The sequence below is a fragment of the Nocardia sp. NPDC051981 genome (genome assembly GCF_040680715.1).
GTDB lineage: Bacteria > Actinomycetota > Actinomycetes > Mycobacteriales > Mycobacteriaceae > Nocardia.
Genome location: NZ_JBFAXK010000006.1, coordinates 209,622 through 234,350, shown reverse-complemented (window position 1 = coordinate 234,350; position 24,729 = coordinate 209,622). Strand labels below are relative to the sequence as shown.

Genomic DNA, 24,729 nt, shown 5'->3' with positions numbered 1-24,729 from the left:
GTTCGTGGACCCGATCGGGCGGACGCTCGCGTCGGCACTCGGGATGCCGGGTGTGATCGCCGTACGATCGGAGATATGCCAGCAACTCGTCTGTGGGTCTTGCTCGCGCTGACCGCCGTGACCGCGGCCGGATGCTCTTCCAACGGCGGCGTCAACGACATCCCGTCCGTCTCGCTCATGGGCCGCTCCTTCGTCTCGACCGCGGTGGTGGGCACCCCGATCCCGGGTGGCGGGCCGTTGACCCTGACCTTCGCCGACGGGCGCATCTCGGCCACCTCCGGCTGCAATACCGCCACCGGACCCGTTGACCTGCAAGGCAATACAATCCAGGTGGAGGAGATGGCGACCACGCTGATGGCATGCCCGGGCGATCTCGCGGGTGCGGACGGCTGGCAGGACGGCCTGCTGCGCTCCCAGCCGGCCTGGACGCTGACCGGCGACACGCTCACCCTGAAGGGCAACGGCTCCACCGTCACCATGCTCGACCGCAAGGCCGCCCACCCGGACAAACCGCTGATCGACACGCCCTGGATCGTGACCGCCCTGGTGCGCCCCGACGCCGAGGTCCACTCGGCCACCCTCGACGAGGTCCGCCCAACGCTCACCATCACCCCGGACGGCAAGGTTTCGGGCAGCGCGGGCTGCAACACCATGACCGGCACGGCCCAGATCGACGACGGCACTGTCACCTTCCAGATCGCGACCACCCGCATGATGTGCGACCCGCAGGTCATGGAGGTCGAGCAGCAGGTGCTGCACGCACTGGACGGAAAGACCAAGGCCACCATCGATTCCAACGAACTCACCATCCGCAACTCCGGCAACGACACGGGTTTGAAACTGCGCGCGGAGTGAGTGGTGCTCCGGTGCGACGCCACCGAAAATCGTTGTCGTGCGCGGGTATCCACGCGCTAGCGTGCGGTCGTATGGACGAGAGATATCTGAATGTGGTGGATGTGGAGGCCACCTGCTGGGAGGGGCCCAATCCCCCGGGACAGCCGAACGAGATCATCGAGATCGGAGTGTGCGTGCTCGATACGGTCACCCGGGAGCGGGTGAGCAAGCACAGCATTCTGGTGCGACCCGAGCGTTCGACGGTCAGCGAGTTCTGTACCCGGCTGACCACACTCACGGCGGACCAGGTGGCGGCGGGAATCGGGTTCGCGGAGGCCTGCGAGTTGCTGCGCACCGAATTCCATGCCGATTCGCGGCCGTGGGCGAGCTGGGGTGACTACGACCGCAAGCAGTTCACCGCGCAGTGCGAGGGGACGGGGATGCGGTACCCGTTCAGCAGCAGGCACACCAATGCCAAGCTGGCCTTCTCGGTCGCGCGGGACACCAGGCGGCGATATGGGATGGCGGGGGCGTTGCGGCTGGCGGGGCTGCCCCTCGAGGGGACCCACCATCGCGGCGGTGACGACGCCTGGAACATCGCGGCGTTGATCACCGACATGCTGGCGCGCGACGCCTGGCCGCGCTGAGCGGTTGCGACCGCGTCTTCGGAAGTCCACAGCCATGACGGCGATTCACCTGGAATACTTCCGAACAGATCACCAACATGGCGGAAATACGCCCGCGAGGGGCCTGCGCCCGGCAGTCTGGACAGCCTGGCCGACAGATCCGATGTTGCCGCTGATCGCGCTGTGTCACACCTACGCTGAGATCCCGGCGAACTCGAACCATGGGAGGGCGTCATCAACGATCGGGAAGCTGAGCTGGATCAGTGGTTTCGCGCGGAGGTGGCGGCGACGACGCCGGGAGCAGCTCGCGCGCACCGGGAACCGATCGACGCCGCCACCGGATTGACCGGGGCGCGATGCCTGGAGCTGTTCGACGCCCAGGCCGCATCCCGGCAGCTGGATCTGGCCGCGCGGCGGCTCACCCGGGAGGGGCACGGGTACTACAGCATCGGTTCGTCCGGACACGAGGGCAATGTCGCGGTGGCGGCGGCGCTGCGGGTCACCGATCCGGCGCTGCTGCACTATCGGTCCGGCGCGTTCTTCGTGCACCGCGCCCGGCAGGTGCCCGGCCTGGATCCGCTGCGCGATGTGATGCTGGGTGTCGTGGCGGCGGCCGCGGACCCGATTTCCGGTGGGCGGCACAAGGTTTTCGGTAGCAAGCCCGCCCACATCATTCCGCAGACCTCCACCATCGCCTCGCACCTGCCGCGCGCGGTCGGCGTGGCCTTCGCCCTCGACCGGGCCGCGCAGCTGCGCCTGCACACCGAGTGGCCGCAGGATGCGGTGGTGGTGTGTAGCTTCGGCGACGCGTCGGCCAACCATTCGACCGCGGCCGGGGCCATCAATGCCGCGATCCACACCGCCCACCAGGGCGTGCCGATGCCGATCCTGTTCGTGTGCGAGGACAACGGCCTGGGCATCAGCGTGCCCACTCCGCGCACCTGGATCGAGCAGGCCTACGGATCCCGGCCGGGACTCGCGTACTTCGATGCCGACGGCACCGACCTGCCCGCCGCGCTGGCGGCGGCGACCGCCGCCGCGGATCACGTACGCGCACACCGGAAGCCGGCCTTCCTGCGCCTGCGCACCGTGCGGCTGCTCGGCCACGCGGGCTCCGATATGGAATCGGCCTACCGCCGCCCCGCCGATATCGCGGCGGACCTGCGCCGCGACCCGGTGACCGCCACCGCCCGCCTGCTCGTCACCGCCGGCGTCACCACCCCCGCCGAGATCGTCAGGCGCTACGACGAGATCGGCGACCAGGTCGCCAAGGCCGCCGAAGCAGCCTGGCACGAACCGAAATTGCACTCGGCCGCCGAGATCACCGCCCCGCTCGCCCCCGCCCACCCGGCCGCGATCCGCGCCGACGCCCTGCGCACCGGGCCCGACCTGGATCGAACCGGCGGCGCCGGGCCGGATACACCGCAATTCGCCGCTCCCCGAAACCCGACCGCCACGGCCCGGATATCCACCGACCCTGTCACATCCCACACCGCCGCTGCCGTGGATTCGGCCGGTGCGACCGCCCGTCCGGCACCCGCTACCTCGGACGCGGGAGCCGGGATATCGGACCTGGCCGCAACTACGCGAGCGGCCGCCGACGTATCAGCGAGCCCGGTTGCGGCACAGGGAATTTCGTCCGCAGCACCTCCTTCATCGGTTTCCGGCGAGCCTCGCACCCTGGCGCAGGCGGTGAATCACACGCTGGCGGAGTTGCTGGCTCGCGATCCGGATGTGCTGGTGTTCGGGGAGGATGTGGGGCGTAAGGGTGGGGTGTACGGGGTGACGAAGGGGTTGCAGCAGAGTTTCGGGGTGCGAAGGGTTTTCGACACGCTGCTCGATGAGCAGAGTGTGCTGGGGACCGCGCTGGGGGCGGGGTTGGCGGGGTTCGTGCCGATTCCGGAGATCCAGTACCTGGCGTATGTGCACAATGCCGAGGATCAGTTGCGGGGGGAGGCGGCGACGCTGTCGTTCTTCTCGGGTGGGCGGTACCGGAATCCGGTGGTGGTGCGGATCGCGGGGCTGGCCTATCAGAAGGGGTTCGGCGGGCATTTCCACAATGACAATTCCCTTGCGGCGCTGCGGGATATCCCCGGCCTGGTGATCGCCGCGCCGGCCCGGGCCGATGACGCGGCGGCGATGCTGCGCACGTGTGTGTCGGCGGCGCGGGTGGACGGGCGGGTGTGCGTGTTTCTCGAGCCGATCGCGCTCTATCACACCCGGGACCTGTATCGCGCCGGGGACGGCGGCTGGCTGGCGCTGATTTCCGGTGTGCGCCATGCCGAGATCGGGCGCGCCCGCGTGTACGGCACCGGCGCGGATCTCACCATCGTGAGCTTCGGCAATGGCGTGCCGATGAGCCTGCGGGTGGCGGATCGGCTGGTCGCGCAGGGGATTCACGCACGGGTGCTGGATCTGCGCTGGCTGGCGCCGCTGCCGGTGGCGGATCTGCTCGAGCAGGCGCGCGCCACGGGCCGGGTGCTTGTCGCCGATGAGACCCGCCGCAGCGGAGGTATTTCCGAGGCGGTGTGCGCGGCATTGCTGGATGCCGGATTCGAGGGCCGCATGGCCCGTGTCACCAGCGCCGACAGTTTCGTGCCGCTGGGCCCGGCCGCCGCGGCGGTGCTGCTGGACGAGGCGGCGATCGAGGCCGCCGCCCACGCGCTGCTGACCGCTCCGCGGTGACAACGGGCGGGGCCGGGGTTGCTCGCGGAAAACACCCGGCCCCACCCGTGGTCGACGCCGGTCCGGTCGGCGTCCCGGTGCCGTCGAGAGAACGACACCCGGTCTTTCTACGTATCAACTACGTAGATACGTAGTACCGGAGAATCGCCGCCGAGCGCAAGGACGCCTGGTCGATTCATGCGGTTTTCCTACCCCGGCACGGCGAGTCGGCTGCGCGTCCGCGCAGGCCGGCCTGCACGCCGGCCATCACGCAGAGAGCGACACAGCGGGCGAGGGTCACAGTGGCGGGGTGTCGTGCCATGCGCCATGCCGCTTCGGTTCGGGTCGACATCGGTTCTCCTGTCGCCAGGTTCGGAATAATACCCCCAGTAGGTATATAGAAACAGTACGCCATAGGGGTATTGGACATGCCACTCCTGCCGGGCGCCTGCGGCCGCGGTCACGCCGCGGGAGTAAGCCTGCCCTCAGTTTTGCCCTCTACACTCGTGTCCATTCCACGGGAGGAGATCGGATGCGAGCAGCGCGATCGCGGGTGCCGGCATGAGCGTCGCTATCTGCCTGCTGCTGTACGGATTCGCCGTGGCCGTACTCGCGCCCCGGCTACTGCGCCGGCTCAGCACCGCGGGGACAGCGCCGCGAATCGCGGTGGCGGCCTGGCTGGCGGCCATGGCCTCGACCGTGCTGGCCTGGACGGTGACGCTGGCGATCATCGTCATCGACCTTGTCACGCACCGGATTTCGCTCTTCTCCGCCCGATTCATGGACAGCTGCCTGCTGCACCTGCACGACGCGGCGGAAGGCGACTACGGCGGGCACATGCAGACCGGGCTGTTCGTGCTGTCGGGATTCGCCACGCTCGCCGTGCTGGTGCTGGCGGTGCGGCTCGGCACCACGCTGTTGCGCTCACGCCGCACCACCCTCGAGCACGCGCGCATGGCCCGGCTCGCCGGACGCCACCACCCCGGCCTGGACGCGGTCGTGCTCGAGGTCGATCATCCGGCCGCGTATTGCGTTGCGGGCAAACCCCATACGATCGTGGTCAGCCGCGGCGTGCTGGCGGCGCTCGAGGACCATCACCTCGATGCGGTGCTCTCCCACGAGCGCGCCCACCTGGCCGGCCGCCACCACCTGCTGCTCACCCTCACCCGCGGCCTGGCCACCGTGCTGCCGCGGGTCGAGCTGTTCACCCTGGGCGCCTCCGAGGTGGCGCGCCTGCTGGAGATGCTCGCCGACGATGTCGCCGCTCGAATCCACGGGCGCGACGCCGTCTTACAGGCACTGCTGACCCTCTCCACCCTGCCCACCCCGCCCACGACCGCCGAGGCCGCACTGCTGCCCCGGGTCCGCCGCCTCTCCGCGCCGGAGAACCCGCCCCGCCTGCACACGCGCATCGCGGTCACCGCGATCACGCTCACCGCCGTGTTCATCCCGGTGGCGTCCATCGTCACCGCCGGCATCGGCATCCAGGTCTGTGCCGGGTAGCCGGGACCCGGCGCGGATCGCCGCGCCGGGTCCTGGGCTCAGCGCCGCACCGGCAGCGGCCGGGTCGGATAGTCGATCCGCCGACCCGCGGGCGATGACGGATCCTCGATCGGCGTGCGATGCCTGCCGGTGGGGGCCGGATCCCGATCGGACCGATTCAGGACATGCAAGGCGAAGGCCGCCAGCGCGCCGATGACCGCGAGACCGAGCCACACCGCCCAGTCCGCCCCGGCGGCATGCGCCGCACCCAGCAGCGCACCCGTCGCGAGATTGCCGACCAGGATGCCGATGCCCACCACCGTGTTGTAGAAGCCGTAATGCGTAGCTACCAGCCGATTCCCTGACAGGGAGACCACGGTGTCCATCTCGAACGGGAACACCGCCGCCGTGCCGACCGCCAGCACCGCCGCCCCCAGCAGCAGTGCGCCGATGGCCACCGGCGCACCGAACGGCCGCGGTACGGGCAGGATCGCCAGCGGCACGAACGCCACCGCCAGCAGGGCCACACCGACCACCAGGCCGCGGCCGGTCCCCCAGCGTTTCCGGAACCAGGCGGTAATGCGCAGCTGCCCCGCGACCGCGACGAGGCCGGAGATCACGAACAGCGCCGAGGTGACCGTCTGCGCCCGCTCACGGGCCAGGTACTCGGCCTGCAGGGGCAGCGCCAGATACACCTGGAACGACAGCACATACGAGCCGATCATGGCCAGCGCGAACGCGACGAAACGGCGATTCGCGATGACGGTGCGCCAATCCTCCAGCACCGAGGTTCGCATGGCCGGTTCGGCACCGCGGCGCGCGGGCAGAGCGAACAGCTGCGCCACGGTGAGCAGCGCGAACACCACGGCCGCCGCGGCAGCCGTGACCCGGAAATCCAAGGCCAGCAGTGCCAATCCGACCAGCGGGCCCGCCAGCATCCCGGCCTGGTAGAAAACGTTGAACACCGCGAACGCCTCCACCCGCCGCTCCCCCGCCTCCGCGGCCAGATAGGCCCGCACCGCCGGATTGAACAGCGCCCCCGCGAATCCCGTTGCCGCCGAGGCGATGAGCAGGCCCGGCAGATCCGACGCGAACACCAGCAGCGCGAAACCAGCTGTCCGCAACAGGCATCCGGCCACGATCAGCGGCTTGTACCCCAGCCGATCCGCCAGCGTGCCGCCCACCAGGAACATCCCCTGCTGCGAGAAATTCCGTACACCCAGCACCAGCCCCACCGCCCACGCCGCCAAACCGAGCGGCCCGGACAGATAGCCGGCCAGATACGGCATGAGCATGTAGAACCCGAGGTTGATGCCGAACTGATTGACCATCAGCAACCGCGCGGCCCGATCGAACCCGCGGAACTTCGCCACGATGTTCACGACAGCGGCTCCACGACGTCGCGTGCACTCGCCGAACCGAGTGCCGGATTCCCCACCGGCTCACCATCTCCGGGCCCCACCGCCGTCGAACGACCGGCCGCACCACCGCCAGGACCGCCACCGGGAATCGGGCCGACCGCGTTCGCGGTCAGAGCAGGAGTGCGGTCGCAGGCTCCCGTCTCCGACGCGGGCTCCGACGCCCGGGGGTCGATCACCGTGGAGCAGCGGGTCCACTTCTCCACCTGCCGGTCCCGGGGATGAGCGATCGTGTCCGGCGCCATGGGTTGCGGAGCGCCGAGCAGTCCGTGTGCGGCGCAATAGGAATCGTTGTAGATGGTGTCGAAGTAGCGATGCGGACCGTCGGGGAAGACGGCGACGATACGAGTACCCGGCGCGTGGGTACGGGCCGCCCACCCGGCGACCAGCGCGACCGCGCCGACGCTCCAGCCACCGCTGGCGAGGTAGGCGGCGGCCAGGGTGCGGCAGGCCCAGACGGCTTCGGCCGGTGCGACCCAGTGGATTTCGGTGAAGGCGGCATAGTCGACATTGCGCGGGTGGATGCTGGAGCCGAGACCGCGCATGAGTCGCGGGCCCGCCTGCTGTCCGAAGATGGTGGAGGCCACGGTGTCCACACCGATCAGGGACAGGTCCGGGTTGGTGCGACGCAGGGCACGGGCGACACCGGCGGAATGGCCGCCGGTCCCGACGGCGCAGACCAGGATGTCGACACCGCCGAGCTGTTCGATCAACTCCCGGGCCACGGACTCGTAGCCGTCGACATTGTCGGGATTGCCGTACTGGTCCGGGCACCACGCCCCGGGCTCGGCCGCCAGCAGTTCGGCGACCCGATCGCGGCGCGCCTGCTGCCAGCCGCCGGCCGGATGCGGCTCGGACACCAGCTCCACATGGGCGCCGTAGGCCGCGAGCAGCTGCGCGACCATGGGTTCGAGCCCCGGATCAGTGACCACCGTCACCGGATGCCGGTATACCAGCCCCGCCAGCGCCAGCCCCAACCCCAGTGTGCCGCTGGATGATTCGATGATCCGCCCGCCTGGTGCCAGCACTCCCCGTTCCCGGGCGCACCGCACCATGTGCAGTGCGGGCCGGTCCTTCATCCCGCCCGGATTGCGTCCCTCGAGCTTGGCCCAGAAGCCGAGCCCCGGGGGCGCGAACGGTTCCCCTACCCACAGCACCGGCGTATTGCCCACCAGCGCGCGGGGTTCCCGGGCCAGGCCGGGCAATCCGGGATGGCCGGTGATCGTGTCGAAGTCGTCGAGCAGACCTTTGTCCATGACTGTCGCTTTCGGTATCGGACCGCCGTGGCGGCGGCATGACGTGCACGGCAACGGACTCCGGCCCGGGCAGGACGCCCAGGGCCTGTCGCTGGCCGATCAGCGTCGGTCGATACACAGGCGGGTCAGCAGCATCCGGCCGCCGACCGCGTAATCGGGTGGTCCCCGAACGCCGTGGGACACGGCGGCGATTCCGGTATCCGCAGGTCCGGCTGCCGGGACAACGGGATCGGCCGCCGCCTCCGGCGGGTGGTCCGCGCCGGGCGAGGCCGTCCGGACCGCGTCCTCGACATGCGGGTCACAGTGCGCGGATTCGCCGCCGTGCGGTCCCGGATCCCCCGGCTCGCCCGGGGCGATCGACACCGCTTCCAGCGGGCGCGCATGGTCGGACCCATCGCCGAGCGCGCAACCGGCAATCGCGGCGAGCAGCACCAGCCCCGAGCCGAGCAGCACCCACAGCGTCCGGCCGAACCCGCCGACACGACCCACCGCCGACACCTCCCGCCTCGAATCCGACTGCCCGGCCGATGTTTTGACCGACCGGTTTCCTCGCCGGCATGTCATTGACACACCCTCGAAACAATCTACTATCTACGTACGTAGTTAGATGGGAGCCGATGATCGGGCTCACGCCCGGCCGAGGCGAATCCGAGGCAAAACGACAGGACACGCATGAGGTTTGCGCAATCGGCCACCCGACACGCCGAACCCGCGACCGACACGAGGCAGCACACCACTACCGGTGGCAGCGGCGGGAATCGAGGCGGCGCGCGGACCCTCCGGTCAGCGCAGTTTGGAGCGCGCGAGTTTGCGCAGGGCCGCGCGCAGGCCCTCGGACTCCTCGGCGCTCATCTGCTCCACGAAGTGCGCGAGCACCAGATCCGAACGACCGCCACTGCCCAGCGCCTCACGCATGAGACGAGCGCTGTACTCCTCGCGGCTCAGGGTGGCCCAGTATCGGTAGGCCTTGCCGACGCGTTCGCGTTCCAGCCAGCCCTTGCGATGCAGATTGTCCATGGTGGACATGACGGTGGTGTACGCGATGTCGCGCTCGCCGGCCAGCTCGTCGAACACTTCCCGGACCGTCGTCTTGCCGGAGCGATCCCAGATGCGTTCGATGACGACCGCTTCCAGGTCTCCGAAGCCTCGCGCACTCACGTCTGACGTCTCCTCACCTCACGGCTCAGCCGATTCCGCATCGCGTGTCGACCTACTGTCCTGGTGCGCACCCGATCGTAGGGTGATCGCCGGTATGGACTCAATCCGCCCCGGGCGCCGGGGGCGCGCCCGCTCATACGTTCTACGTACGTAGGCAGTAATATGGTGCACCCGTGGGCCGTCCCACGCAACCGGACAGCGGGACAACGCCGGACTACCCCAAAGTCCCGCTTCCCAACCATGCCTCGGCATCAGTCGGCGATGCGATGCCCCGCATCACGCAGCGCCGCCGACGCCTCCGCCAGCCGATGCGCGGGAACCAGCACCAGATCCGCGTGGAAGGTGGAGGCGACGAACACCGGGATCGACGACTCCGCCAGCGGCCCGATCAAGGCGGCCAGCGTGCCGGGCGCGCTCAGACTGCCCGCGTCGACACCGTAGAAACCCTTCCAGGTCTCGCCCTCAGCCCACGCGGGCGCCTCGCGAATCACGGTGAGCCCCTCCGGCGCCCGCACCAGGGCGATCCACTCGTCATCCTCCGGGAAGGTGGAATTCGACAGATGATCCACCGCGAACTGCGACGGGACGATCCGCAAACGCTGGGAGCCGGTCATGGCGACATCGTAGGCGGACGGTCGGACAAACCCGGTACGCAACCGCGACAGCCCAGTATTGGTGTCTGCGACTAAAATTCGGATGCCATCCCCGGGCCCCGCCCGTATGGTCACTGAAATGAGTACCAGCCCACAACAAATCGCCGACGAGAACGAGCGGATCGCCGCCCTCGGCACCTATCGTGCGGCCGACGGAACCCTCGTCGACATCACCGACGCGCTGTCCGAGGCGCGCGCCTGGACCCACTGCTTCGAACCCGACCAGGAGCTCTACAACCGTGACCCCGGACCGTTCACCGGACGCCCCGAGGTCACAGCCGAAGGCAGCATGCAGGCCGCGCGCCGGCTACACGAGGAAGGCGGAAAGGCCATCGCCGTCCTCAATTTCGCCTCCGCCCGCAACCCCGGCGGCGGCTACCTCCGCGGCGCCCGCGCCCAGGAGGAAGACCTGTGCCGCAGCGCCCTGCTCTATCGCTGCCTGCTCGAGACGCCCCGCTACTATGAGGCCCACCGCGCATCCGACGATCTGCGCTACAGCCATCGCGTCATCTTCTCCCGCGAGGTCCCGGTCATCCGCGACGACCGCGGCGCGCTCACCGCACATACCTTCACCGCCTCGTTCCTGACCTCGCCCGCCCCGAATGCCGGTGCGCTGGCGGACCGTTCGGGCGAACGGGTCGATGTTCGCGAGATCCTGATCGCGCGCGCCGAGCGGGTGCTCGCCGTCGCCGCCCACGAGCGCGTCCGCGAATTGGTCCTCGGCGCGTGGGGATGCGGCGTGTTCCGCAATGACCCGAACGAGGTCGCCGAGGCCTTCGACCGGGCGCTCCAGATCCACGGCGCCGCCTTCGATCGCATCGTGTTCGCCGTCTGGGACCGCTCCCCCGTCTCGGCCAACCGCGCCGCATTCGAAGCCCGCTTCGGGCAAGCGGTTTCCCCCTAGCAGCGAAGTCCGATGGCGAGCACCGCTCTTCTCAGCTGCTTGTTCTGAACAGGTTCATGGTCCGGGTGTCGCGGCAGCGGTGCCATATCGGTGATCCATGTTCAGATTGCAATATCTACAGACCCAGATAGCCGATTGTGGTCCAATAGGCCCGGACCCTCGCTCAGCGGGCCAGACCCGTGCGATGAGCGAAGGCGATGGCCTGGCCGCGATCGCGGACCCCGAGCTTGGCGAACAGTGAATTGATGTGCGTCTTCACGGTACTGACGCCGATGAACAGTTCCTTGGCGATCTCGGAGTTGTTGCGCCCCTGCGCCATCAGCCGCAGCACGTCCCGCTCGCGGTCGGTGAGATCGGCGGGCGGTTCGGGTGGCGCGTCGAGGGCGGAGAGCAGGCGGCGGCTCACGTCTGCGGCCAGGGTGGTATGACCGCTCGCGACGGATCGGATGGCCGCGGCGATCTCGACGCGACCGGCGTCCTTGGTGAGATAGCCGCGTGCACCCGCCCGCAGCGCGCCCGCGATGGAGGCGTCGTCGGCGTAGGTGGTGAGCACCAGGACCGCGGTCTCGGGATGTCGGGCGGTGATGGCGGCGGTCGCGGCCACACCGTCGATGCCGGGCATGCGCAGATCCATCAGCGCCACACGGGGTTTCACCCGCCGTACCAGCTCGACCGCTTCCGCGCCGTCGCGGGCCTCCCCCACCACCCGCATATCGGGCAGCAGCGACAGCACCGTGGTGAGCCCGTCGCGCACGGTGGTCTGGTCGTCGGCCACCACCACCGTGATCACTTCCGCGGCAGCAGGATTCGCACTGTCCACCGACCCTCCTCCTTCCCTGCGGACAGCAGTCCGCCCGCCGCCTCGATCCGCTCCCGCATACCCAGCAGTCCCGCCCCGGAACCGGTGCTGCCGAGCGGCATCCGTTGCGCGGCAATCGGATTCGACACCACCGCCTCCAGCGACGCGCCGCTGCTGCGCAGTGTGAGCGTAACCGCCTGCCCGGGTGCGTGTTTGCGCGCATTGGTGAGCGCCTCCTGCACCGCCCGGATCAGGGCCACCGCCGCCTGCTCGTTCGCCGGATCCACCGCGACATCGAATCGCTCGGCCAGCTGCCCGCCGGCCGCGCGGTGCTCCTCGACCACCCGGCGCAGCTCGGCCGCCGTGTCGAAGCCGCCCGACCGCAGCGTGCCCACCACCCGGCGGGCATCGGCCAGCCCGGACACCGCCAGCCGATGAGACGCCTTGACCCGCTCCGCGGCCCGGTCCGTCTCCCCCGCTTCCAGCAGTGCGTCCGCGGCGTCGAGTTGGAGCACCAGACCGCCCAGAGTGTGGGCGAGCACATCGTGGATGTCGCGGGCGATACGCCCGCGCTCGGCCAGGGCGGCGGCCCGATCACGCTCCTCGCGAATGATCCGATTCTGTTCCACCAGCATCCGATTGCGCTCCGCGCCGACCCGCGCCTGGCGGCGGCTCCAGCCCGCCAAGCCGACCACGACCACACCGACCAGCAATCCCACCAGCGCCCCTGGACGCGCACCGTCCACCAGGATGGAGACACACATGAGCACCGAGGTGGACACCGCGATCGCCAGGCCGAACCACAGCGGCGCGCTCAGCAGGCCGAGGGCGATGAATACCGTGGCCAGGGCCGTGATTCCGGACCCGACCGACTGGGCGACGGTCGATCCTCCACCGATGGCCATGGCGCACAGGCAGATTCGTTCCCGCCGCCACTTCCGTGCGGGCATCACCACCCACGCCGCCCAGCCCAGCCACGACAGCACCACCAGCGCCGCCACCCACGGCCGGTGGAACAGGGCCACACTCGCCGAGGAGGAGACCACGGCGACGAGCCCGACCAGGCGCAGCAGCCTGGACAGGCTCGAGGGTGGATCGATGATGGACATCGGTCTCAGTGTGCCGCAACCGGCTGCGCCTGCTCGGCGCGCCGGGCCAGCACCAGCGCCCGGCCCGCCCGATTGAGCGCCACCACCAGCAGGATCGCCCCGACCGAGGTGACGGCCACCGCGCCGGCCAGGTGCGCGACGACGTCCACCCCGATGCGCGCCGCCAGCAGCACCAGCCACAGCAGCGATCCGGCCCACCCGGTCCGCGCCTCCAATCCCGCGGCGGTGCGGCGCAGCTGGGACAGCATGCCCATCACCACGCCGATCCCGACACCGAGCGCCGCCGACAAGGCCAGCAGGGCCACCGACATCACCCCGAGGCCGCCACCGGTGACCACGGACTTCATCTGCAGAAACCCCACCAGCCCGAGAATGATCGGCCCTCGCCACAGCCGATTGGCGTCGAGGACCTGCCACCGGGTCTGCCGGTACACGATCCACCCGATCACCAGCACCGCCACCGCGCCGTCGACCACCGCGTTCTGCAAGTTCATGCCTCTACGGTCGCCCCGCGAACCGCCTCCACCCACCACCCCAGGGTGGAGACCGGGTGGGATCCCCTCCCACCCACTCGCCGGTCAGCCGGGCCAGACGGGCGGGCGCTTCTCCAGGAAGGCGGCCATTCCCTCGCGGGCGCCGGGCAATTGGGAGGCGGCGGCCATGACCTCGCGGGCGAGGGTGTAGGCGTCGGCCTCGGGTCGGTCGAGCTGGGCGTAGAGGGTGCGTTTGCCGAGCGCCTTGCTCGCGCGGCTGCCACGGGTGGCGCGGGCGAGCAGGCCGGCGACGGCGTCGTCGAGGTCGGCGTCGGGGACGGCGTAGTTGATCAGACCCCAGTCGACGGCGGTGCGAGCGTCGATGACGTCGCCGGTGAGGGCCAGCTCCATCAGGCGTTTGCGGCCGACGGAACGGGCGACCGGGACAGCCGGGGTGTGGCAGAACCAGCCGCCCTTGCCGCCGGGGAGGGCGAAGCCCGCCGAATCGGCGGCGACGGCCAGGTCGCAGGACGCGACGAGCTGACAGCCGGCCGCGGTGGCCAGCCCGTGCACGCGGGCGATCACCACCTGCGGCACCGTCTCCAGGGTGGTCATGACCTGCTGGCAGAGGGTGAGCAGGTCGCGCACGCCGAGCAGGTCACGGGCAGCCACATCGGCGAAATCGTGGCCCGCACTGAACACCGGCCCGGCCGCGGCGAGCACGATGCCGGTGGCGTCGGTGTCGCCCGCGGCACGGAACGCGGCCAGCAGTTCGGTGAGGTGGTCGGCGGACAGCGCGTTGCGGCGGTCGGGACGGTTCATGGTGACGGTGATGGTGTCGCCGTCGCGCTTCACAAGTAGGTGCCGGTACTCCGCGGTCATGCCTTCCACGGTAGTGCGGAGTATCGGCCCGGGCTGCCGCATTTCGCGGCTCACACGGGTGCGGGCGCGTCCGGATTCAGGTGCAGCCACTGCCCGGTCGAGGGAATCCCGTCGGTGTCCACCACGACCACGAGGTACCAGCCGGGCGGGGCCGGCCCCGGTTCGAGGGCAGCGTGACGGCGAGGGCGCCGGGCGCGGACGGGGTGATCGGCAGGTCGATCAGCCGCTGGTTCTTGTCGCATGAGAACCAATCCGGAATGGGAACGAATTGTCCTGCCACGCAACCAATCATGGCGGCCCGCGGCAATTGCGGCATCCGATGTTCGATGTCCGGATGCCCATTTACGCCAGGTTATGGAAAACGCACCCCGGTGACCCGGGCGCCCATTACTCTGCGAAACGCTCTCGTTTCACACCCTTTGAGGACACATTATGAGAAAGACAGTCTGGGCCAACGGCCTCGCACTCACCGCGGCCGCCATCCTGGCCTCCACCGGCACCGCGAATGCCGTCGGCAACAGCATGAGCACCGATGCCACCTTCAAGGTCGGCGTCGACATCCAGCCCGGCGTCTACAAGACCACGACGGCCACCACCGTGTGCGCCTGGGCGCGGCTGTCGGCCATCACCCCCGACGCCAACGCCACCATCCAGGCCGGCGGCGCGGTCAACGGCACCGTCACCGTCGAGATCAAGCCCACCGACGTCGCCTTCTTCACCAGCGGCTGCGGGACCTGGACCCTGCAGACCACCACCACGAACACCGGCTCGTCGGGCCTGTCGAATCTGATCAGCGGCAGCGCGAGCGGCAGCAGCCTGCTCTCGACCGGCTCCGCCTCCGCCTCCAGCTAGCCGATCCGGTAATCGGTGAGCCGCCGACCCGGAGGTGGCGGGATCATCGGGCCGGGAGGGCTGGGCAATCCGCAGTGCCCGCCCCTCGCGGTGACTCAGCAGTCGCAGCAGGTTTCCTCACAGCAGCAACAGGATTCCTCACAACAGCAGCATCCTTCGCCGCAGCAGACGCAGCCCTCGCAGCACGGCAGGCAGAAGCCACTGCGGCGCCGCGGGGCGGGACCGTAGTAGCCGGGACCCGGGCCGTAGCCCGGAGGCGGACCGTAGCCGGGCGGCGGCGGCCCCCAGGGGCCCGGTCCCGGACCCCGGCGACGCCAGCGGCTCCGCGGCGCGGTGGCCGCACCGTGATTCGCGCAGGTGTGCGCGGGACCGCCGAAAGTCCTTGTCACCGACCGGTTCAGCTCGTGCTTCAGCAGCTTGTGAATCAGCCGTCCATCGGTGAATTCCACGTCGGCCAACGCCAATTCGATACCCAGCAGGGCGTCGGTGCACAAGCGGTGCGCCTCAGCCACCTCGGTTCCCGTGGCGGCGAGGGGATTCCACTTCCCGTGTGCGAGATCCTCGTCCAGGTCCTCGACGGCATCCACGAGATGCGCTATGCGGCCGAACAATCGGCCGACCTCCGACAGCGCTGCCTGGTTTCCCGGGCGTCCCGCGAGAACGGCGGTGTGGCCGAAGGCCGCGGCGGTCGCGGTTTCGGCGGGTTCGGTGACCTCCAGCAGCGGGGTGCCCACGGCGGCCGCGGCCTCCACCTCGCCCTGCCGATCCACGGCGGTCACCAGCACGCCGGTGTCGAAACCCAGTCCGGCGCCGGTGGATTCGCCCTGCCGGGCCCAGCGCTGGGCGATGCGCCGGGCGGCAGGCCGGAATCCGGCCGCGCCCGCCATGCCGTCGTGATCGGCCACGTGGTCGCGCACCTTGGCAGCGGCCAGCACCAGCGAGACGGTGGCGGCCAGCCGGACGCAGTCGCCGGTGGCGACGTCGGCGCGTTTCATGCCGCGCAGCGGGCAGGGCCCGGCTGAGCGGCGGGTGGGCGGCGCCGTGGACTGCGCCTCCACCAGGGCCGAGACGATCAGCCCGTCGTAATTGGTTGCCATGCGGGCGCTCTGGCCGTGGTCGTCACGCAGTGCCAGACAGAGTCCGCACAGTTGCGCCAGCCAGGCCCGCCCGAGTTCCTCGCCCAGCCGATGACGGCAGGGCCGGATGATGCCGAACACACCATCGACGGTAACCGCTCGCGCGGCATTCGTCGCCCGGAATCGAGATCACTCCCGAGTGGACGCCGTAGATCGAATCTCACTGGGCGGCAAGGAGGGCGAACTCCTCGGCCAGCGGGACCGGGCGCACCGACGACCACGCCAGGCTCACCTGCAGCGGCGCGAGGTCGGGAACCGGGACGTAGGCGATGTCCGGGCGGGTGTAGAAGGTCATCACCGACAGCGGCAGGAACATGACGCCCCGGCCCGCGGCGACGTGCTCGAGCTTCTCCTCCACACTGTGGAAGACCGGGACGGCGGGGCGGTCGGTGCCCAATTCGGTTGCCACCGCGCTCCATTCGGGGACCGTGTCCGGGTCCTGGAGCAGGTGCTCGTCGGCGAGATCGCCGACGGCGACCGCGTCCTTGCCCGCGAGGCGGTGGTCGGCGGGCAGCACCACGACCCGGGGCTCGGTATAGAGCGGGCGCACGACCAGACCGTGCGGGTCCACCGGCAGCCGCACCACGCTGACGTCGACGCGGCCGTCGTGGACCACCTCGACCTGATCGAACCAGCCGGTGCGCACCAGATCGACGGTGAGGCCGGGGTGACGCTCGGTGAGCGTCCGCACCGCGGCGGTCACGATGAGGCCGGGCATGAAGCCGACGGTGAAGCGCTGCGTCCCCTCGACGGCCCGAATCACCCTGCGCTGCAGGGCCTCCGCGGCGGCGAGCAGCGGTCTGGCGTCGGCCAGCAGCTGCTCCCCCGCCGCCGTCAGCGCGGTCCCGCGCCGATCGCGGGCGAACAGCTGCGCGCCCAGTTCCTCCTCGAGCGCGCGAATCTGGCGTGACAGGACCGGTTGCGCGATGAACAACTGCTCCGCGGCGCGGCCGAAATGCAGGTGTTCGGCCACCGCCACGAAGTAGCGCAGCTTGCGCAGATCGACGTCACTCATGATGCCTTCAGGGTATTACAGGCGGCGGTATAGGTCTTGGACGGGAGCGGGTCGCGAAACCCAAGGTGGAGAGGCACACACACAGCATTCCCCGAAAGGAAATCCGATGTCTCTCGACGGACAGCACGTCGTCATCCTGGGCGGCACCTCCGGAATCGGCTACGCCGTGGCGGCCGCGACCGCCGCACAGGGCGCGAAGGTCACCGTCGTCTCCAGCCGCCAGGAGAACGTGGACAACGCGGTGGCCGAACTCCCGGCCGGCGTCACCGGCCTGGTCGCGAATCTCAACGACACCAACCGGATTCGCGCGATGTTCGATGAACTCGGCGCGCTCGACCACCTCGTCTACACCGCCGGCGAGCCGCTGCTGCTCTCCCCGCTGGCCGAACTGGATCTCGACGCCGCGCGGAAGTTCTTCGAGCTGCGCTACTTCAGCGTGCTGGCCGCGGTACAGGCGGCCGCGCCGCGGCTGCGGGCCGACGGGTCGATCACCCTGACCAGCGGTACCGCCGGGCCGCGCCCCGTCCCGGGTTCGACGGTCACGTCCAGCGTCTGCGGCGCGATCGAGACCCTGACCCGGGCGCTGGCGGTGGAACTGGCGCCGATCCGGGTGAACGCGGTGATGCCGGGTGTGGTCCGGTCGCCGCTGTGGAACTTCCCCGAGGACTTGCGCGAGCAGTTCTACGCCGATACCGCGGCCGCGACGCCGTTGCGCCGCATCGCCGAAGTGGGCGATATCGCGCAGGCTTTCGTCTTCTTCCTCACCCAGCCCCACGCCACCGGCACCGTGCTGCCCCTCGACGGCGGCGCGGTCCTGGCCTGACCCGGACGTCGGGTGGCGCACCGCCGCGGGACACCGGACGGATCCCCCAGCGGTGCGCCGGTCGGTGCCGGGACTACCTACCGGCCGCGTGGCGGGCCGCCAGGTAGCCGAAGACGACAGCGGGGCCGATGGTCGCGCCGGGTCCGGCGTAGGTGTGGCCCATGACCGGAGCGCTCGCATTGCCGGCCGCGTACAGGCCCTCGATCACCGAGCCGTCCGGCCGCAGCACCCGGCCGTCGACATCGGCGCTCAGACCCCCCTTGGTGCCGAGGTCGCCCGGCACCAGTTTCGCCGCGTAGAACGGACCGGTCTCCAGCGCACCGAGATTCGGGTTGGGGCGGTTGCGCGGGTCGCCGTAGTAGTTGTCGTAGGCACTGTCACCGCGACCGAAGTCGGGATCGGTACCGGCGGTGGCGAATTCATTGAAACGAGTCACCGTGGCCCGGAGTTTCTCGACCGGGACACCGATCTTCTCGGCGAGTTCGGGCAGCGAGTCGGCACGGGTGAGCGCGCCCGACTTGAACCAGCGGCCGGGCAGGGGCTGACGGGGCGGGACACCCGCGAACTGGTAACGGTTGCGATAGCGCTGGTCGAAAATCAGCCAGGCGGGCAGGTTTTCGCCCGGTCCCGCGCCCTGCCCGTGCTCGCCGCCGTACATGCGATGGGTGGCCTCGACGTACGGCAGGCATTCGTTCATGAACCGCTCGCCGCGGTCGTTGACCACGATACTGCCGGGCAGATTGCGCTCGGCCAGGCAGAACCAGGCCAGCCTGGGCAGCGGAATGGACGGGCCCCACCAGGCGTCGGCCATGAATTCCACCGCGCCACCGGCATTCTCGCCCGCGCGGATGCCGTCACCGGTATTGGCCTGCGCGCCGACGGTCCAGTCGGTGCCGATCGGCTCACGCTGGTACTGCTTGCGCATCGCCTCGTTGTGCTCGAAGCCGCCGGCCGCGATGACCACGCCCCGGCGGGCGGTGAGCACCTGCTCGCGCCCGTCGCGCAGCACCACCGCGCCCGTGACCCGGCCGTCCTCGGTGCGCAGGTCCACCAGCGGAGTGTCCAGCCACAGTGGCACATTCGCCTCCAGCAGGCCGGCGCGCAGCATGGCACTCAGCGCCTGGCCGCGGGCCAGGACGCGCCGGCGCAGCACGGCCGCAGTCAGCCACCGCCCGGCGACGCGCATAGCCGCCAGCGGACTGCGCGGATTGCGCAGGCCCAGATGCAGCTGCCGGAACTCGGCCTGGGTGATCACGACATTCTTCGGGGCCCTCACGTAATCGGGCTCCAGCGTGGCCAATTCGGCGCCGAGACCGGTGGCGTTGTAGGGCACGGGCTCGATCGAGCGGCCGTGGCCGCGGCCGCCGGGCGCCTCCGGGTAGTAGTCGGAATAGCCCGGCACCCACCGCATGCGCAGCGGCGCGTGCGCGGCCAGGAAGTCGAAGGCCTCCGGTCCCCGGTCGAGGAAGGTGTCGATCCGCTCGGGCGGCACCCCGGGGCCGACGATGTGCTTCAGATAGGCTCGCGCGGCCTCGGGGTCATCGGCGGGGGCCTCACGGCGCAGCACCGTGTTTCCCGGAATCCACACGCCGCCACCGGATCTCGCGGTGGATCCGCCCCATGCCCGTGCCTTCTCGACGATCACCGTGGACAGTCCGTGGTGGGCGGCCGTCAGCGCCGCGGCCATGCCCGCCGCCCCCGATCCCACGACGACCAGATCGAATGTCTCGCCAGTTGCCCTGTCGTGCTGCATGTTTCCTCTATCTTCGTGTTCTGTTGTAGCTATCTGCGTGCGTGCCAACGGCTTTCAGCCGTTATGCCGCCAGCGTTCCCCGGTCACGGCGTCGAGCGCGCCCTCGACACACACCGCCAGCGACATTTCCGGCTGCGCCGAATTACGCAGCCACTGCAGGTAACCGAACTCCGCCGCCGCCAGCATGAGATGCACCAGCAAACCCGGAGTGCTGTCGCGCTGCGAGTCTCGGCCCATCCGCTGCGCGACCAGCGCGACCAGGCGCGCCCGGTGCTCCGGAGTGATCAGAGCGACCCGCTCCAGGAGATGCGGCGCGGTGCGGAACGCGGCCCGCCACTGCTCCAGCTCCGCCGGGGCCAGCGCGGTGGACCGCGCCAGAATCGACTGCGCCAGCGCCACATCCGCGGGCTCGTCGCCGTCGCGCTCCTCGAGCAGCGCGACGATGCCCGACCCGCCCTCGCGGACCGGATCCAGCAGCAGATCCTCCTTGCTCCGCACATGCCGGAAGTAGGTACTGGCCGATACACCCGCCGCGGCGGCGATCTGCTCGGTCGTCACCTCCCCGAAGCCCTTCTCCGCGAACAACTCGTACGCCGCCCGCTGAATCTCGCCGCGCACCTGCCGGCGCTGCCGCTCCCGCAATGACATCCGTCGCCCTCCTTCGTTAGAGCGAGTATCTGCCCATATGAGAGTTACTGTCAAGAAGGGACTTACTGTCAGCGATGCGGACAGCATTCGAGAAGGTCCTGATCAGCAAGATTCGGCGATCCACTCGCCCTCGAAACCCCCGCCCTGCACCAGGGCGGCCGACGCTCCCCGACGACTCCCCACCACCGCAAACGAATTCATGAACGAGGTGGCCCTGCATCCCGCTCCCGGCCTCCCACCGAGGAACGAGGCCGCCACTGCCCGCGAACCGCCTCGAACCCCCGCGGTTCGCCTACTCGGGATAGATCACCGCCCCCACTGTCCCCCACACGCCCCGACCCCCCACACGCCGAACGCGCCCCCGCGCCGACGCCTACCGGGGCGCGGGTCGAGCACCCTCGCCCGGTGGCCGCGAGCCTAGGCCCGGCGCAGCGCCAGCACCGGGATGGTGCGGATACCGGCGGTCTTCACGGCGTACTCGCCGAAACCCGGGTATCGCCGGGCCTGTTCGTCATAGATCCGGTCGCGGTCCGCGCCGGTCACCTCGGTGACCTCGACCCGGAAGGTCTCGGTTCCGACCTCGGCCTCGGCCGTCCCCGCCTGGGTCAGGTTGTAGTACCAGTCCGGATTTGGTGGGCGCGCCCGCCTTGGTCGCGAAAACGTACACGGTCGCCGGATCCTGCTCATCGGCCAGGTACATCATGGGCGTCACCAGCTCCCGCCCGGTCTTGCGGCCCCGATGGTGCACCAGAATCATCGGCGCCCCCTCGAACGGCCCGCCGACCCGTCCCTCGTTGGCCCGAAACTCGTTGATGATGTTCGTGTTCCAGTCGCTCATACCGATCATTCTTCTGCATGAGCACTTCCGCCGAGGGGAGCTTCCCGGCGCGGCGGCGTCATCCGGCCACGACCACACGCTCTCGCCCGGAGACGGCGAAGGGCCGGGCATCCTGGGGACGCCCGGCCCTGTGCAGCGGAAACCGTTACGGCAGCGGGCCGCCGGCGGCGATCGCGGAGAGGGTGGCGAACTCGTCACCCTTCAGGGACGCGCCGCCCACGAGAGCGCCGTCGATGTCGGTCTGGCCGACCAGTTCGCCGACGTTCTTGGCGTTGACCGAGCCACCGTAGAGGACCCGGACACCGGCCGCCACTTCGGGATTCGCCAGTTCGGCGAGTTCCTTGCGGATGGCGCCGCAGACTTCCTGCGCGTCGGCCGGGGTGGCCACCTTGCCGGTGCCGATGGCCCAGACCGGTTCGTAGGCGATGACGATCTTCGAGATCTCCTCGGGCGTCAGGCCCTTGAGGGAGCCACGGAGCTGCTCGAGGTTGTACTCGACGTGGGTCTTGGTCTCGCGGACGCCCAGGCCCTCACCGATGCAGACGATCGGGGTGATGCCGTACTTGAGCGCCTGCTTGGCCTTGGCCAGCACGGTGGCGTCGTCCTCGTTGTGGTACTGACGCCGCTCCGAGTGACCCACCACGACGAAGCTGCAGCCCAGCTTGGCCAGCATGGAGCCGCTGATCTCGCCGGTGTAGGCGCCCTCGTCGTGAGTGGACACGTCCTGGGCACCGTAGGTGATCAGGAGACGGTCACCCTCGACCAGCGTCTGCACGCTGCGCAGGTCCACGAACGGCGGGATCACCGTCACGTCGACCTTGTCGAAGTACTTCTCCGGCAACGCGAATGCGATCTTCTGCACCAGAGCGATGGCCTCGAGGTGATTGAGGTTCATCTTCCAGTTGCCGGCGATCAAAGGCTTACGTGCCATGGTTCAGCCCTCCAGGACAGCGAGGCCGGGAAGTTCCTTGCCCTCCAGGTATTCCAGCGACGCGCCGCCACCGGTGGAGATGTGCGAGAAACCGTCGTCGGGCAGACCCAGGGTGCGCACGGCCGCGGCCGAGTCGCCGCCGCCGACCACCGTGAACGCGCCCTTCGAGGTCGCCGTGGCGATCGCCTCGGCGACACCGCGGGTGCCGGCCGAGAACTTCTCGAACTCGAACACACCCATCGGGCCGTTCCAGAACACGGTCTTGGCCTCGGTCAGCAGCGCCGAGAAGCGGGCGACCGAGTCGGGACCGATGTCCAGACCCATCCAGCCGTCGGGAATCTCGTGGGCGGGCACGGTCTTCGAGTCCGCGTCGGCGGCGAACTTGTCGGCCACCACGATGTCCACCGGCAGATGGATGACGTCGGCGTACTTGTCCAGCAGCCCCTTGCAGGTCTCGATCATCTCCGCCTGCAGCAGCGAGGTACCCACCGGAAGTCCCTGCGCCGCAAGGAAGGTGAAGCACATGCCGCCGCCGATGACCAGTGTGTCGACCTTGGGCGCGAGCGCCTCGATGACCGCCAGCTTGTCGGAGACCTTCGAGCCGCCGAGCACGACCGCGTACGGACGCTCCGGGTTCTCGGTGAGCTTCTTCAGCACCTCGGTCTCGGCCGCGACCAGGTTGCCCGCGTAGTGCGGCAGCAGCTTGGCCACGTCGTAGACCGACGCCTGCTTGCGGTGCACCACACCGAAACCGTCGGACACGAACGCGCCGTCGTCGCCGACCAGCTCGACCAGGGCACGGGCGAGCTTGGTGCGCTCGGCGTCGTCCTTGCTGGTCTCGCGCGCGTCGAAGCGAATGTTCTCCAGCAGCAGCACATCACCGTCGGTGAGGCCCTCGGAGCGGGCGAGCGCGTCCTGGCCCACCACGTCGCCGGCGAGCTGGACATTGCGGCCCAGCTCCTCCGACAACCGCGCCGCGACCGGCGCGAGGGAGAACTTCGGATCCGGCTCGCCCTTGGGGCGGCCGAGGTGCGCGGTCACGACGACCTTGGCGCCGGCCTCGGCCAGCGCCTTGATGGTCGGCGCGGACGCGACGATGCGGCCCGGGTCGGTGATGACGCCGCCGCTAGCGATCGCTTGCGGGTCACTCGAAACTGGGAAGTCGAGGGGAACGTTCAGGTCGGAGCGCACCAGCACGCCCCGGCCCTCGACACCCTCGGTCAGCAGATCCTGCAGAGTCTTGATCGTCATCGGCGCTTAGAGGGACTTGCCGACGAGACCGACCAGGTCGGCGAGACGGTTGGAGTAGCCCCACTCGTTGTCGTACCACGACGCGACCTTGACCTGGTTGTCGATGACCTGGGTCAGCGGCGCGTCGTAGATGGAGGAGTGCGGGTCGGTCACGATGTCGGAGGAGACGATCGGGTCGACGTTGTACTTCAGGATGCCCTTCATCGGGCCGTCCGCGGCGGCCTTCATGGCGGCGTTGATCTCGTCGATCGAGGCGGTCTTGGCCAGGTCCACGGTCAGGTCGGTGAGCGAACCGGTCGGGACCGGCACGCGCAGGGCGTAGCCGTTCAGCTTGCCGAGCAGCTCGGGCAGCACCAGGCCGATGGCCTTGGCCGCGCCGGTGCCGGTGGGCACGATGTTCAGCGCGGCGGCGCGGGCGCGACGCAGATCCGAGTGCGGGCCGTCCTGCAGGTTCTGGTCCTGGGTGTAGGCGTGCACGGTGGTCATCAGGCCACGCTCGATGCCGAAGGAGTCGTTGAGCACCTTGGCAATCGGGCCCAGGCAGTTGGTGGTGCAGGACGCGTTCGAGATGATGTTCTGAGAACCGTCGTACTTGTCGTCGTTGACGCCCATCACGATGGTGATGTCCTCGCCCTTGGCGGGCGCGGAGATGATGACCTTCTTGGCGCCGGCGGCCAGGTGGCCCTTCGCCTTGGTGGCGTCGGTGAAGATACCGGTGGACTCGACGACCACGTCGACACCCAGGTCACCCCACGGCAGCGCGGCCGGGCCCTCCTTGATGGCCAGCGCGGTGATGCGCTGGTCGCCGACGACGATGGTCTCGTCGCCGTCCAGGGAAACGTCCTGCGGCAGGCGGCCGAGGATCGAGTCGTACTTCAGCAGGGTCGCCAGCGACTTGTTGTCGGTCAGATCGTTGACCGCCACGATCTCGATGTCGGTGGTGCCGAGGGCCTTCTGCGCCTCGACGGCTCGGAAGAAGTTTCGCCCGATGCGGCCGAAGCCGTTGATCCCTACCCGGACAGTCACGTTTTCGCTCCTCAGCTTTGCGGATCGTTTCCGTTGCGGTGCTAACCCTAGACCTGTAACGGAAACATCACGGACACACCCCCGCCACGGTGAACTACGAAACGTTCACTTTCGTCACAGACGACCGGAAGCGCCGCAACCCTTGAGGTTGCGACGCTTCCGGACGGAATCACCGTGCGGTATTCATCAGTTTATGCG

At 69.5% G+C, this 24,729-nt stretch carries 24 protein-coding genes and 1 pseudogene; 7 read left to right on the top strand and 18 right to left on the bottom strand.

The genetic code is table 11. From position 1 onward, the window contains the following. Window positions 1-75 precede the first annotated feature (75 nt). The 4 genes from AB0L60_RS14390 (at window position 76) to AB0L60_RS14375 (ending at window position 5,627) form a co-directional block, all read left to right on the top strand. Window positions 76-855: an META domain-containing protein gene (locus AB0L60_RS14390; protein ID WP_364612649.1), complete on the top strand. Its 780-nt coding sequence runs from the start codon at window positions 76-78 to the stop codon at window positions 853-855. Between the two features lie 71 nt (window positions 856-926). After that, window positions 927-1,481 carry a 3'-5' exonuclease gene (locus AB0L60_RS14385; RefSeq protein WP_364612646.1) on the top strand — a complete coding sequence of 185 codons (555 nt, stop codon included), beginning with the start codon at window positions 927-929 and terminating at the stop codon, window positions 1,479-1,481. A gap of 258 nt (window positions 1,482-1,739) precedes the next feature. After that, on the top strand, window positions 1,740-4,145 hold the full coding sequence (locus tag AB0L60_RS14380) for a thiamine pyrophosphate-dependent enzyme (protein WP_364612643.1): 2,406 nt from the start codon (window positions 1,740-1,742) through the stop codon (window positions 4,143-4,145). 540 nt (window positions 4,146-4,685) lie between these two features. After that, window positions 4,686-5,627: a M56 family metallopeptidase gene (locus AB0L60_RS14375; RefSeq protein ID WP_364612640.1), complete on the top strand. Its 942-nt coding sequence runs from the start codon at window positions 4,686-4,688 to the stop codon at window positions 5,625-5,627. A 38-nt stretch (window positions 5,628-5,665) separates the two neighbouring features. Here AB0L60_RS14375 and AB0L60_RS14370 read toward each other — a convergent pair whose 3' ends face one another. The 5 genes from AB0L60_RS14370 to AB0L60_RS14350 form a co-directional block, all read right to left on the bottom strand. Next, window positions 5,666-6,937: an MFS transporter gene (locus AB0L60_RS14370; RefSeq protein ID WP_364613108.1), complete on the bottom strand. Its 1,272-nt coding sequence runs from the start codon at window positions 6,935-6,937 to the stop codon at window positions 5,666-5,668. Window positions 6,938-6,984: 47 nt separating this feature from the next. After that, window positions 6,985-8,280: a PLP-dependent cysteine synthase family protein gene (locus AB0L60_RS14365; protein WP_364612637.1), complete on the bottom strand. Its 1,296-nt coding sequence runs from the start codon at window positions 8,278-8,280 to the stop codon at window positions 6,985-6,987. Window positions 8,281-8,379: 99 nt separating this feature from the next. Next, the gene (locus AB0L60_RS14360) at window positions 8,380-8,769 is read right to left on the bottom strand and encodes a hypothetical protein (RefSeq protein WP_364612634.1); all 390 of its coding nucleotides are present in this window, start codon (window positions 8,767-8,769) and stop codon (window positions 8,380-8,382) included. A gap of 294 nt (window positions 8,770-9,063) precedes the next feature. Beyond that, window positions 9,064-9,438, bottom strand: coding sequence for a BlaI/MecI/CopY family transcriptional regulator (locus AB0L60_RS14355; protein WP_364612631.1), 375 nt, complete (start codon window positions 9,436-9,438; stop codon window positions 9,064-9,066). A gap of 251 nt (window positions 9,439-9,689) precedes the next feature. Then, the gene (locus AB0L60_RS14350; protein ID WP_364612628.1) at window positions 9,690-10,052 is read right to left on the bottom strand and encodes an ACT domain-containing protein; all 363 of its coding nucleotides are present in this window, start codon (window positions 10,050-10,052) and stop codon (window positions 9,690-9,692) included. A 118-nt stretch (window positions 10,053-10,170) separates the two neighbouring features. Between AB0L60_RS14350 and AB0L60_RS14345 the strand changes: the two genes are divergently transcribed. Next, window positions 10,171-10,995, top strand: a complete 825-nt coding sequence (locus tag AB0L60_RS14345; RefSeq protein ID WP_364612625.1) for a TIGR02452 family protein — start codon at window positions 10,171-10,173, stop codon at window positions 10,993-10,995. A gap of 163 nt (window positions 10,996-11,158) precedes the next feature. Here AB0L60_RS14345 and AB0L60_RS14340 read toward each other — a convergent pair whose 3' ends face one another. From AB0L60_RS14340 to AB0L60_RS14320, 5 genes are all read right to left on the bottom strand, one after another. Then, window positions 11,159-11,815 carry a response regulator transcription factor gene (locus AB0L60_RS14340; RefSeq protein ID WP_364612622.1) on the bottom strand — a complete coding sequence of 219 codons (657 nt, stop codon included), beginning with the start codon at window positions 11,813-11,815 and terminating at the stop codon, window positions 11,159-11,161. Beyond that, complete coding sequence (locus tag AB0L60_RS14335; RefSeq protein WP_364612619.1) at window positions 11,782-12,903, bottom strand: histidine kinase; 1,122 nt, start codon at window positions 12,901-12,903, stop codon at window positions 11,782-11,784. The genes AB0L60_RS14340 and AB0L60_RS14335 overlap by 34 nt, the downstream gene beginning before the upstream one ends. 5 nt (window positions 12,904-12,908) lie before the next feature. Continuing rightward, the gene (locus AB0L60_RS14330) at window positions 12,909-13,397 is read right to left on the bottom strand and encodes a hypothetical protein (RefSeq protein WP_364612615.1); all 489 of its coding nucleotides are present in this window, start codon (window positions 13,395-13,397) and stop codon (window positions 12,909-12,911) included. 84 nt (window positions 13,398-13,481) lie between these two features. After that, window positions 13,482-14,258: an enoyl-CoA hydratase-related protein gene (locus tag AB0L60_RS14325; protein ID WP_364612612.1), complete on the bottom strand. Its 777-nt coding sequence runs from the start codon at window positions 14,256-14,258 to the stop codon at window positions 13,482-13,484. Window positions 14,259-14,308: 50 nt separating this feature from the next. Beyond that, window positions 14,309-14,500 (bottom strand): galactose oxidase-like domain-containing protein, encoded by a 192-nt coding sequence (locus AB0L60_RS14320; RefSeq protein WP_364612609.1) that lies wholly within the window; start codon window positions 14,498-14,500, stop codon window positions 14,309-14,311. A gap of 190 nt (window positions 14,501-14,690) precedes the next feature. On the opposite strand from AB0L60_RS14320, the gene AB0L60_RS14315 reads away from it, so the two are divergent. Further along, a complete protein-coding gene (locus AB0L60_RS14315; protein WP_364612606.1) occupies window positions 14,691-15,110 on the top strand; it encodes a hypothetical protein in 420 nt (139 codons plus the stop codon). A gap of 95 nt (window positions 15,111-15,205) precedes the next feature. Here the strand turns inward: AB0L60_RS14315 and AB0L60_RS14310 are convergent, their stop codons facing one another. Together AB0L60_RS14310 and AB0L60_RS14305 are read right to left on the bottom strand one after the other, a co-directional pair. Further along, entirely contained in the window at window positions 15,206-16,327 is a 1,122-nt protein-coding gene (locus tag AB0L60_RS14310; protein WP_364612603.1) for a DUF5685 family protein, read from the bottom strand. Window positions 16,328-16,406: 79 nt separating this feature from the next. Continuing rightward, window positions 16,407-17,261: a LysR substrate-binding domain-containing protein gene (locus tag AB0L60_RS14305; protein ID WP_364612600.1), complete on the bottom strand. Its 855-nt coding sequence runs from the start codon at window positions 17,259-17,261 to the stop codon at window positions 16,407-16,409. A 106-nt stretch (window positions 17,262-17,367) separates the two neighbouring features. Between AB0L60_RS14305 and AB0L60_RS14300 the strand changes: the two genes are divergently transcribed. Continuing rightward, a complete protein-coding gene (locus AB0L60_RS14300) occupies window positions 17,368-18,084 on the top strand; it encodes an SDR family oxidoreductase (protein ID WP_364612597.1) in 717 nt (238 codons plus the stop codon). Between the two features lie 73 nt (window positions 18,085-18,157). On the opposite strand, the gene kstD is transcribed toward AB0L60_RS14300, so the two are convergent. The 6 genes and pseudogenes from kstD to gap all read right to left on the bottom strand — a co-directional run bounded on the left by kstD (window position 18,158) and on the right by gap (window position 24,531). Further along, the gene (gene kstD, locus AB0L60_RS14295) at window positions 18,158-19,837 is read right to left on the bottom strand and encodes a 3-oxosteroid 1-dehydrogenase (protein ID WP_364612593.1); all 1,680 of its coding nucleotides are present in this window, start codon (window positions 19,835-19,837) and stop codon (window positions 18,158-18,160) included. 54 nt (window positions 19,838-19,891) lie between these two features. Then, window positions 19,892-20,485, bottom strand: coding sequence for a TetR family transcriptional regulator (locus AB0L60_RS14290; protein WP_364612590.1), 594 nt, complete (start codon window positions 20,483-20,485; stop codon window positions 19,892-19,894). Window positions 20,486-20,902: 417 nt separating this feature from the next. Next, window positions 20,903-21,332, bottom strand: a pseudogene (locus AB0L60_RS14285) (nitroreductase/quinone reductase family protein). 136 nt (window positions 21,333-21,468) lie between these two features. Then, complete coding sequence (gene tpiA / locus AB0L60_RS14280) at window positions 21,469-22,254, bottom strand: triose-phosphate isomerase (RefSeq protein ID WP_354837480.1); 786 nt, start codon at window positions 22,252-22,254, stop codon at window positions 21,469-21,471. Between the two features lie 3 nt (window positions 22,255-22,257). Beyond that, window positions 22,258-23,505: a phosphoglycerate kinase gene (locus tag AB0L60_RS14275; RefSeq protein ID WP_364612586.1), complete on the bottom strand. Its 1,248-nt coding sequence runs from the start codon at window positions 23,503-23,505 to the stop codon at window positions 22,258-22,260. Window positions 23,506-23,511: 6 nt separating this feature from the next. Continuing rightward, the gene (gene gap, locus AB0L60_RS14270; RefSeq protein WP_354837476.1) at window positions 23,512-24,531 is read right to left on the bottom strand and encodes a type I glyceraldehyde-3-phosphate dehydrogenase; all 1,020 of its coding nucleotides are present in this window, start codon (window positions 24,529-24,531) and stop codon (window positions 23,512-23,514) included. Window positions 24,532-24,729 lie beyond the last annotated feature (198 nt).